Source organism: Paraburkholderia sp. GAS33 (assembly GCF_050436645.1).
In the GTDB taxonomy this organism is placed as follows: Bacteria; Pseudomonadota; Gammaproteobacteria; order Burkholderiales; family Burkholderiaceae; genus Paraburkholderia; species Paraburkholderia phenazinium_B.
In genome coordinates this window covers 63,947-73,867 of record NZ_JBNDMP010000021.1, presented here as the reverse complement: position 1 = coordinate 73,867, position 9,921 = coordinate 63,947, and the positions used below count along the sequence as shown (strand labels likewise).

Genomic DNA, 9,921 nt, shown 5'->3' with positions numbered 1-9,921 from the left:
AAAGCAGCTCTGAACCGCTTCACCATCCAGTTCGAAGAACGGCTGGTGCAGCGTTAAACACCAACCCGTTTACACAAAATTCGGGACACCCCCGGGTCGTGATACGCAGTTGCGCGTACGCGTAGTACGGTGTCAACACTTCGCGTTCCGGCAAATAACCTTTGCGCACCACGGCGCGCTGCCCGTGCAATGTCTTGACGTTCTCGAACCGCTCCAGCAGCGCCAACAACTCCGCTTAGATTGCCTGCTGAATCACCTGCCGAGCCCCGTGCCGAACCAATTCGTCCAGCCCCAGACCGACTCCCGATAGTCCGACGACTTCTTTTTCTGTAAACTTGCTCATGGTGGATGGTTTGTTGTTTGCTAGTTTCCGATTTCGACAATCAGATTCTCAGGTAAAACCTCCACCGCCTTCAATCTCCCGCTCCCAAACTTCCCCGCACACCAGAATCGAGCTTATCTCACGGGAGACTGGGTTCGCCAGATGAGCTGTTCGGTCGACAGGCGTATGTTGGTCCGTCGAGCGACAAGGCCGGCACGGTTACGTTCGGTCGTCAATACTCGCCCCTTTACGACACAATGGGCGATGTGTTTGACCCGTTGACCGTGGGCGACTACTGGCAAGACAGCTGGGTGTGGAATGGCATCGGCCCGTACCTGGAAGTAAACAACTCGGTTAAGTACAAGGCGACGTTCAATGGCCTGACTATTGATGCCATCTACGGCTTCGGCAAAAATGCCGGCTCAGTCGGTCTGGGCAGCACGTACGGCATGGAGCTTACGTATGCAGTCGGCCCAGCATCGCTCGACACAGGCTTCCAGCAAACTTCCGTTTCAACTGCGGAGGGCAGCCTGGTCAACGGTGCAAAGATTACTCGTTCACGAAGCGCACGGAGGTTTACGCCACCGTGGACTTCGCGCGCGGCAACGGAGCGTTTGCTGCCGACTATCCGGGCACAACCAACACGAGCACTGGTGTTGTCGAGAAGATTGGCCGTACCAACGACGTTGGCGCAACGGTCGGACTCCGGACAATGTTCCGATTCCCCAATCCGACAAGTTCGACTCCGGACCTGTCTGGACTATCGTCGTAGGCCCGGGCGAACCGGTGGGCGAGACGCAATACACGCGGAGCAAAACTCTTCGAAAACCGGCGTTGACGCGACCGCCCCGGGTATGATTTTACCCCGCCCGTTTGGGCGGCCTTTTTTGGTGCTCTCCGGAAAGCGCAATCGCAGAAACCGCGTGTCAGACTGGATCGAAGCCGCTTTCCCGCCGCGTGCTCTCCTGAAGCCCGGCTGTCAGGAACGCAGCAAAATCCTCAGCAGCCGGCGCTTTGTCGATGACCCCCAGCACATATTCCGTCGCAAGATGGAACGCTTCCGGCAATGGGCCGACGAACAATACCTCGGGGATTTGCAGAACTTCGCTACGCTGCGCGAAGGCAAGCACCCCCTTGCCTTCGACGCCAGCAAGAGCCGCGACCGCCTGTGCTCCACCCGGAAATTCGACAATGTCAGGACGCAGCTTACCTCGGAGATCAAACGCCTCAAGCACGTATATGAGATGACGCCCTACCGTCGACTGCCGCGTATCACCGGTGTAGACGGCATCCACTTCACTCAAGGTCCGTCGCAGCGCATCGACGGTGGAAACCTGGAACGCGCCCGCATCGCCCCTACAGGCGAAACAAGTCGTCGTCGAGCCGAGCGAGCCACCCGGTGTCACGCGTTGCGGAAACGCCTGCTGGAGGCGCTGAAAAAATGCGGAAGTCAGAATCGTTAGACCGCAATCCTCGTGCGTCCGCATAGCTTCGCTCACGCGGTCGAAGGTTGTCCCCACCGCAGCAAAATCCGAAGACAATTTGATTCCATGGCTAGCGAAAAATTCATCGCACACCCTCCCGATCAAACCGCGTGCCGCACCGGCACTTTTAATACTAAGCTGTTGCATCAATTCTCCGATTCATTGATTTTCCTGGGCGACGGGCAGCGCGGTTCTCTCTATGTCACTCCTCAAGGCTGACGGTGGCGAGCGCGGCCAGCGCGCATTTTTCATCATTGTCAGCAGTGTCTCCGCTAATTCCGATGGCACCAAGTACGCGTTCCACAGGGTCGAGAATGAGTACACCACCCGGAACCGGCACGACGTTGCCGTCAGTGAGTGCCGCAATCGCCGCGAAGAAGTGCGGCACCTGGCCGACCCGTTCAGACATTACGCGGGTCGACTGTCCAAGCCCCAATGCGCCACGCGCCTTGGCGGTCGCGATTTCGGCACGCATGTTGCCAGAATTGTCTTCGCGCTTTAACGCGGTCAGGTGGCCGCCGCGATCCAGTACTGCGACTGTTATCGGGTGCAGATTCAGTTTGCGCGCCTCGGACAATGCAGCGTCAATAATCCGCGTGGCTTGCGCCAAAGTAATGTCTGTCATGTTAGTACTCTTGGTGATGCCGGTTTAACGGCTTGATAAGTTTGCCTGGCGAAGCAGACAGTATTTCGAACACCGTGGACGGGTCCCCGGATCTCATACCCTGCTCGCATGTGAGCGTACCCGGATATGTTTGGACGGCTCGGAGAACGACAACGGGCCTCCTCGACAAGGCCGCCATTCTCATCCAAGATAATTGTCCAGGAAAGCAAGTGTGCGCCTCTGCGCGAGGTCGTAGTCAACCTGGCTGAACGGCGCACGAACATCGCAGCCGAAGCCATGCCTTGCGCCCGGATAGACGCAGATTTCAACCTCCGGCCGAGCCTGCCGCAAAGCTTCTACATCCATCATCGGCACGGACGCGTCCTGTTCGCCAAAGTGCAGCAGTGCAGGACAGTTTGGCTCTTCATCGCGCAGGGCTGCTATTCCACCGCCGTACCAGCCACAGGCGGCCTGAAAGACCCGCGTCCGGGTCGCGCCAAGCCACGCGACACAGGCACCGAGGGAATAGCCGACGATGCCGCACCGGGATGTCCCAGGTGCGACGGCAGCCGCTTCAATATCCGCGACCGTTTCGGAACCCTTCATCCGGGTGCGGGATTCACGGCCCCTGAGCCTTTCCTCCTCCGAATATCCCATCTCTATACCACGTTCGATACGGTCGAACATTGCGGGTGCTACGACCTTGTAGCCTTGCGCCGCGAAGCGATCCGCAACATCGCGGATGCGCGTATTGAGTCCGAAGATCTCCTGCACGATGACCAACCCGTAGGCAGCGTCCTCGGGGCCCGCCATATAACCCGACAATTCAAACCCGTCTTTCGCACACAACTGAACTCGGCCTCGCACGTTATCGCTCCATTTGACTTCAGCTATTGATGACCTGCGTACAGTTCGGGTGGTATCTCGCAGAATCCGCAACGCCAACCGACGTTATCCCTGCGGTGATCCAATGGAAAACTGGTGATTGCGGCAGAGTGATCATATCCATGCCCATTCCAGGCTGCGAATATCGCCGAACTCTTGCTTCACTTTTGTCCACGTGACGCCTCCGTCTTTAGAACGGAAAACCTGCCCGAGTTTGCTGCTGCAGAAGATTAGATCCGGATTCTCGGGATGAGGTGCAAACTTCCAGAGCGTGCTGTTGAGCTCGAACCGCATCGGAACCTTGCGCCACGTGTCACCGTGATTGTCGCTGCGGAACAGATTGCCCCAGGAGCCCGGCGGCCCGTTCCCATTCGTGACGAAAATCGTTTGCGGAGCATGAGGCATAACAATCACAGAGCGTGTGTACTGATCAGACGCATCCAGAGGAATGTGAGACCACGTCTCGCCCTGGTTACCGGTCATGTGCAGACCTTTGTCCGTCGCGGCGAAAACGCGCTCCCTGACCGGCGAGACAGCGAGGCCGTGAATGTCCCCGGATATCAGCCCGCACGTCGTCTGCTTCCACGTCTCGCCACGATCGCCCGAGCGCCAGATGTAATCGATCTCAACGCTACCCCAGATCGTGTTCTCGTCCTTCGGATCAAAAACAAACTTGGTGACGCGGGGATAGACTACTGCGGGGCAGCTCTGCGCCAGTCGTGCGGAAAGCCACGTCCACGTTTTGCCACCATCACTTGAGCGATAGAAAGCAGCCGGGTATCGTGTCCCGGCGAGGATAAAGTCAGGGTCCGAGGGTGCTTGGGCAAGTGCCCAAACGGGCGTCCTGCTGAACTCATTGAACAGCGGAACCCACTCCTCGTCTGCAGTACGCCAACGCATAATTCCATTATCGGTACCTGCCAAAAGTTCGCCTGGCCGTGCAGGATGCGAGCTCAATGCCCAGGCGGGCGTCACCGGGTAATGAATACCCTTTGTCATTCTTCTCCAACTCACGCCTTCGTCAGAGCTTGCCCATGCCATCATCGTTGCAGTACCGACCACGATTTGCATCCGCGCCTCCTGTGGGATCGTTTGGCCTCATTTCGTAAGATCGAGTTATAGACGAAGGTCCGAGGAAGCTGGTAACCAGAATGCTTGCAGAGTTACCCTTTTGTTTGATCGAAACCAGCCTCAAGACATTACCGGGCAAGAAGAAGAGCGAGCCGCGGGTACCCCGGTCACTGAACAATCCGTAGAGCCTTAAGCGTTGGGGCTCCACGGTGGAAATCGTGTTGCTGGAATTGCAAAGACATGGCAGCCTCTTCGTTTTGCTGTCTCCCCAGTTTCATTTTGCTGCCTCTCGCAACGGAGGTTGTCGAGCCGTATGCGCTGCAAGATCGTGGGTTTCGGGAGGCGAGCTCACGTGGGTGGCGCCAGGTATTGGTCATGTACCTGGAGTGCTCGCGCAGGCCTCTAAAGACGTTGGACTATCTGATCAGGATGAATCGCCCGCATCGGGCAGTGCCTCGTCCAATGATCCTGCTCAAAACGCTCGCACAACTCACCTCAGCGCGGGGACATTCGGTTCTGTTCGTGGCAAAACTGGGAGAGAAAATCACTGGTACCGTAGGCATGAGCCTGCTTGATACTCACGTGGGCAATACGGCACATCCGTACACGGCAAGTACGCTCGCCGCGTATCGCGGTCGCGGGATTCAGGTCGAACTGCTCCGCGCAACACAGGCCGCACCAAACGGTGCGCGAAGTCGGACGCCCGTCACGAGATGGTCGCTGCGGAGATTTCACGGTCTATACTGACCGAATCTCCTCCATGTCTCATTTGATATGGACTCAGCCCGCCGGCTGGCGGGTATCTTTTGAACTAACATTTTGTCGAACGTCGCAGATGTTCTCTTCGATGCACCTTCCGGCCGGTTTCTGGAATCCATGACACCGCGAAGCGCGCCAGAGCATCCTGACTAGCGATCCAGCCGCCCCCGAGTTGATCAGCTGACATTTTACGAGCCATCAATTCTCTGCCCTTCGGGCCGACCACCATCCGTTCTTCATCGCTAGCGCTGCAATTACTGCGGCTTCAAATGGATACGCGAGACGGATCCGGCTAAGCCGGATAGAGTCGAGTGAATCTGCCTTTATCACATCCAACACCGTGCCTCCTGTGCGGCGGACTCCTCTTCGCTATCGCCGACCATTGAACGCCCGAGCGCTTCGGACGACAGGGACAGGTATCCCGCGCGTCCCGAGCCATTAGCGGCGACGTTTATCCTGAGCGATCACGGTACGCCCCGAAGGACGGAGATGAAAAGTCCTTTGCGCGCCGGGAAACCGGGCCCGCTGTGCTTTTAAAGAGAATTACAGGTGTGCCCGTGCTGAGGAACAATCGTGTCGGCACATGCAGCACACTATCCGCCCACTCCACCTCCGATTCAAGGACAGGCAAACACGTAATCGATGATGCTATGATTTGAAACCAACGCAACAGACCATGTCCCGTGCGGGTTTCCATGAAGACTGCAGATACTTCCGAAAAAGCAACGCCCGAGAAAGCGGCCGTTACGCACAGGCGCGTCATCAAATCAAATACGCGGGACGAGTCCCTCGTACAGGAACGGCGCAATCATCTGGTCAAGGCCGCAATCACTGTCTTCATTGAGAAAGGTTTTCACGAGGCAACCGTCCGCGACATCGGCAAAGCTGCCGACATGACGCAGGGGACGATCTACAACTATGTGAAGTCAAAGGACGATATCCTTTATCTGGTCTGCGACAGAATCATCACGGAATATCAACTGAAGGTCAAACGTGCTATCGATGAAGTCGATGATCCCGCAGCGCGTATCAAGGCAGCACTGCGCGCCACCAGCGAGATCGTTCACGACCACGAGAACGAAATCCTGTTGATCTACCAAAACAGTCACCTGCTCGACAAGCGCTCACGCAAGGTCATCCTCGCGCGCGTCAAGGAGTTTATCCAGATGTTCGAGGACATCGTGACACAGGCGTCATCCCAAGCAAAGATCACCGTGCGCAACCCGCGTATCACTGCCAATATTGTCACCTTTCTGCCCACCATGATTGCGCTGCGCCGCTGGTCACTCCGTGAGCGGGCAAAACCTGCAGAGGTAATCGAAGAACTCAGTAACTTTATGGCGCGTGGGCTCGGATTCTGACACGAGCTAACGACCAGCCGAAATTGTGTCCATTACTCCTCTCGCACTGAAAATAGTTGATACCGCACTCCAATACGGGCCCGAGTCGAAACGGTGGCCGTAGAGTCCCAACAGGTTAAACCACCGTTTTGGATATCAAGACACGCTGGCGACAAGGTCCGCGCGCTTGATCTTGCCAGTCGGTGTCATCGGAAACTCGTTGACAACAACCAGCTGCTCCGGCAGTTTGTAATCGGCCACCTTGCCTCGCAGAAACGCAACCACCTGCTCCAACGTTACTTCATGACCGGGGCGCAACGTTGCAAAAAGGCAGCCCTTCTCGCCAACACGCTCATCAGGAACACCTACGACGGCGAGTTGCTGGAACGCTGGATATTCATAGAGAATCTCCTCGACCTCGCGCGGGAAGTACTTCTTGCCACCGCGGTTGATGATTTCCTTACGACGCCCCACGATTGCGACGTTGTGTGCATCATCGATGAACTTGCCAAGGTCACCCGTTAGAAACCAGTCATCACCGGGGAAGCTCTTGCTGTTTTCCTCCGCATTATTCAGGTAGCCGAGGTGAATCGAAGGACCGCGAGCTGCAATTTCACCTTCCTCGAACAGATCTGCACGCGTTCCATCCGGCCTGAAGATCTCGAGTTCCAGACCTTCCACGACCCGTCCGACGGTCCCGTTGACTGCCAGCGGATCGTCACCTATCCGCGTGTAGGAGTGAAAACCCGTTTCTAGCATGCCGTACAGTTCGACCAGCGCCGTTTCTGGAAGCCTTCGTTGGAACATCCGAATCGTCTCTACCGGAGCGGAAGCACCACCCGTAACTATCACACGCAACGAATCGAGTTTCCGGCTGTCTATCTCATCGTGCCCGAGCATCGCCATAATTGATGCGGGTGCTGTCGGAATATAGGTTACCTTTTCACGCTCGATCAACGCGAGTGCTTCTCCCGACGAAAATCGCTCCATCAGGTATGCCCTCGCGCCCGTCATGATTGTCTGCAGAAGTGTCAGGTAACCCCAGTTCAGACCAACGGGCAAATAGGCCAGGAGGACATCCGACTCGCGTACAGCCATGTCCTTGCTGAGGATCATTGCCGCATAGAGCGTCGTGTTAGTGCTATGAAGGACCGCCTTCGGGTTTCCCGTTGTCCCAGAGGTGAATGCCATCCGAATGATCCTGTCGGGGGACACTTTCACCCATTCCCCGGACGCTAGTGACTCGTGCCGCGCAAGATTGGCCATCGACGAAACGTCGGCGTCGGAAACATCGTCGACGCAGATAATTGTGAAATCCTGGCTGCGTGTTCTAACGTCCCGTGCCATTGGCAAGTACTCGAATCCGCGCATCTGTTTCGCGCACACATAGGCGACGGACTGCGAGAACTTCATGATGTATTCGAGTTCCGAAGCGCGAAAATCCGGACTGATCTGATTTGCGATCGCCCCGATGAGTTCAAGCGCGAAAAAGGCAACCGGAAATTCTACCCGGTTCGGTAGCTGTAACGTCACGACGTCGCCCGAGCGGATACCAACGCTTCTGAAGAACGTCGCACAACGGGTTACCTCATCCGCTAACTCTGCGTAGCTAAGGCGCCGATTTCTGTCAGCGAACACTTCCTTGCCGCCGTAACACTTCGCGGCTTCAAACAGGACATCGTGAAAGGACTGGTCAGCCCAATATCCAGCCGCTCGATATTGTCGAGCGCGCTCCTCGCATGGAAACTGTGTAGCCTCAATCATGATGCACCTCAACGAGTAGCCCGGAAAAGCCCGCCGTCGACCTGCGTCGTCGTGCCCGTAATGTACGAGCCCCGCGGTGAGACAAGTAACGCGACCAGATTCGCAATGTCCTGCGGGGTACCGATTCTGCCCAGTGGAACTTCCGCGCAGAGCTTGGCCTGTAAGTCATCCGCCGGCTCATCACCGGCTGCGAATACCTTCTGCAGCCGCGGCGTGTTGATATATCCTGGACAGATCGTATTGATCTTGATCTGCTTGGCCGCCAGTTCAAGTGCCAAAGTCTTTGCCAATCCGATTACCGCCGACCAGGTTGCAACCGACAGGCCAAATTGCGGAATTGGCTGGATCGCGGAGATCGCGGTGATGTTGAGAATGCTGCCCCCTCCTCTCTGCTCCATTGAGGGAACGACCTGACGGATCATGCGGATGACGCTAAGCAAATTCTGTTCGACCGCTCTCTCCCACGCCGCATCGTCAAAAGAAAGAACGGGCCCCAACGGGGGCGCACCTGCATTGTTCACAAGGATATCGACGCCACCGCATTCGTCGAGGGTCCTACCAACGATTTCCTGGCAAGCGGACTCCGTTCGAAGATCCGCCGCGACTGGAATCACCCGGGCCCCGGTCTCCTCTGCGATCCGGCGAGCGCTCGCAAGGAGCGGCTCCTTGCGTCTTGCCGTGATGACCACGGTCGCCCCTTCCATCGCCAGCGTGTGTGCGATGCTATAGCCGATGCCCTGGCTGGCCCCTCCCACAATTGCGATCTTATCCTTCAGGTGCAAGTCCATCAGTTGTCTCCTTCACCGAGAAAATTGCTCGCATTGCGCCAGAAGACCTTCTCCAGTATTTCCTCGGAATATCCCTCCGCTTTCCAGTCAGTGACGAGCCGCTCATACGTGTAAAGCGGAATGTCTGCACCAAACATCACGCGGTCCTGCAGACGCCTCGAAATGTCATGTTTTAGTTCGTGCGTGAAGTACTTGGGCGACCACCCGTGCAGTTCATACCAGATATTGCGTTTGTGCATGAGCACCGCGATCGTCTCGGCTTGCCATGGCCAGCCCGGCCTTGCTGCAACGATTTTCAGGTCGGGATAGGTGGCCGCGACAAAATCAAGGTGCCTCGGATGGCAATTATCAAGAATGATGCCGCCACCGCCAGGCAGCCCCGCTCCCAGACCGGTAGTACCGACAAAAATCAGGGCTGGAATCCCGGCCTCGATACATAGTCTGTAGTACGGGGCAAAGGCCTCGTCGCTCGCCGGGGCCGTACCGGACGAAGAAACTGCAAAGCCAACGAAACCTGGAGCCTCGTCGATACAGCGTCTGAGTTCGTTCACACCGGCCGTTCCGCTTTTGTGCGGATCGATGTGAATCCAGTGTCCGACAACAGACGATCCGATTTCGCGCTGTGTCGCGAAGGCGTAGTCGTGCAATGCCTGCATCTCGTCGAGTGGCAGAAATTTTGCAAAACCAAAGTCAAGGATGGCGCGCGCATTGTTCTTCGTAAAGTACTCGGCCATTTCCCATTCGGACATGTAGCGCGGTTCAGAATTCCACGTCTTGCGCTGCTGGGCCAACTCCTGTTCGGTTCTCAACGGAAATCCGCGCCTCGTAGGCCAGTGTGAATGTACGTCGATGATCTTCATTCTTTCTCCAGTATCCGAAGAATACTTGCTCGCAGTACCACGGC

Annotated in this window: 8 protein-coding genes and 2 pseudogenes; 2 read left to right on the top strand and 8 right to left on the bottom strand. The window is 56.7% G+C overall.

The window, feature by feature from the left end; translation table 11 throughout:
- Window positions 1-130: 130 nt before the first annotated feature.
- Window positions 131-343, bottom strand: a pseudogene (locus tag P3T24_RS36745) (IS256 family transposase); the annotation flags it as partial.
- 128 nt (window positions 344-471) lie between these two features.
- Between P3T24_RS36745 and P3T24_RS36740 the strand changes: the two are divergent.
- A pseudogene (locus tag P3T24_RS36740) lies at window positions 472-783 on the top strand (porin); the annotation flags it as partial.
- A gap of 465 nt (window positions 784-1,248) precedes the next feature.
- Here P3T24_RS36740 and P3T24_RS36735 read toward each other — a convergent pair.
- The 4 genes from P3T24_RS36735 to P3T24_RS36720 form a co-directional block, all read right to left on the bottom strand.
- Window positions 1,249-1,953 carry a substrate-binding domain-containing protein gene (locus tag P3T24_RS36735; protein ID WP_074265570.1) on the bottom strand — a complete coding sequence of 235 codons (705 nt, stop codon included), beginning with the start codon at window positions 1,951-1,953 and terminating at the stop codon, window positions 1,249-1,251.
- A gap of 55 nt (window positions 1,954-2,008) precedes the next feature.
- Window positions 2,009-2,431: a GlcG/HbpS family heme-binding protein gene (locus P3T24_RS36730; protein WP_074265571.1), complete on the bottom strand. Its 423-nt coding sequence runs from the start codon at window positions 2,429-2,431 to the stop codon at window positions 2,009-2,011.
- A gap of 180 nt (window positions 2,432-2,611) precedes the next feature.
- Window positions 2,612-3,259, bottom strand: coding sequence for a dienelactone hydrolase family protein (locus P3T24_RS36725; RefSeq protein ID WP_429441655.1), 648 nt, complete (start codon window positions 3,257-3,259; stop codon window positions 2,612-2,614).
- Between the two features lie 150 nt (window positions 3,260-3,409).
- Window positions 3,410-4,366 carry a WD40/YVTN/BNR-like repeat-containing protein gene (locus P3T24_RS36720; protein ID WP_074265572.1) on the bottom strand — a complete coding sequence of 319 codons (957 nt, stop codon included), beginning with the start codon at window positions 4,364-4,366 and terminating at the stop codon, window positions 3,410-3,412.
- Between the two features lie 1,454 nt (window positions 4,367-5,820).
- Between P3T24_RS36720 and P3T24_RS36715 the strand changes: the two genes are divergently transcribed.
- Window positions 5,821-6,486, top strand: a complete 666-nt coding sequence (locus tag P3T24_RS36715; protein ID WP_074265574.1) for a TetR/AcrR family transcriptional regulator — start codon at window positions 5,821-5,823, stop codon at window positions 6,484-6,486.
- Between the two features lie 135 nt (window positions 6,487-6,621).
- On the opposite strand, the gene P3T24_RS36710 is transcribed toward P3T24_RS36715, so the two are convergent.
- From P3T24_RS36710 to P3T24_RS36700, 3 genes are read right to left on the bottom strand one after another with little or no spacing between them, the layout of a single operon-like run.
- Window positions 6,622-8,229: a class I adenylate-forming enzyme family protein gene (locus P3T24_RS36710; RefSeq protein WP_429441654.1), complete on the bottom strand. Its 1,608-nt coding sequence runs from the start codon at window positions 8,227-8,229 to the stop codon at window positions 6,622-6,624.
- 8 nt (window positions 8,230-8,237) lie between these two features.
- Window positions 8,238-9,017, bottom strand: a complete 780-nt coding sequence (locus P3T24_RS36705; protein WP_429441652.1) for an SDR family NAD(P)-dependent oxidoreductase — start codon at window positions 9,015-9,017, stop codon at window positions 8,238-8,240.
- Window positions 9,017-9,877, bottom strand: coding sequence for an amidohydrolase family protein (locus P3T24_RS36700; protein ID WP_074265577.1), 861 nt, complete (start codon window positions 9,875-9,877; stop codon window positions 9,017-9,019). Before P3T24_RS36700 ends, P3T24_RS36705 begins: the two co-directional genes overlap by 1 nt.
- Window positions 9,878-9,921 lie beyond the last annotated feature (44 nt).

Excerpts from the sequence above, each read along its gene's own strand:
- P3T24_RS36715 (WP_074265574.1), top strand. The coding sequence starts at position 5,821 with ATGAAGACTGCAGATACTTCCGAAAAAGCAACGCCCGAGAAAGCGGCC.
- P3T24_RS36720 (WP_074265572.1), bottom strand. The coding sequence starts at position 4,366 with ATGCAAATCGTGGTCGGTACTGCAACGATGATGGCATGGGCAAGCTCT.
- P3T24_RS36730 (WP_074265571.1), bottom strand. The coding sequence starts at position 2,431 with ATGACAGACATTACTTTGGCGCAAGCCACGCGGATTATTGACGCTGCA.
- P3T24_RS36710 (WP_429441654.1), bottom strand. The coding sequence starts at position 8,229 with ATGATTGAGGCTACACAGTTTCCATGCGAGGAGCGCGCTCGACAATAT.
- P3T24_RS36700 (WP_074265577.1), bottom strand. The coding sequence starts at position 9,877 with ATGAAGATCATCGACGTACATTCACACTGGCCTACGAGGCGCGGATTT.
- P3T24_RS36705 (WP_429441652.1), bottom strand. The coding sequence starts at position 9,017 with ATGGACTTGCACCTGAAGGATAAGATCGCAATTGTGGGAGGGGCCAGC.
- P3T24_RS36735 (WP_074265570.1), bottom strand. The coding sequence starts at position 1,953 with ATGCAACAGCTTAGTATTAAAAGTGCCGGTGCGGCACGCGGTTTGATC.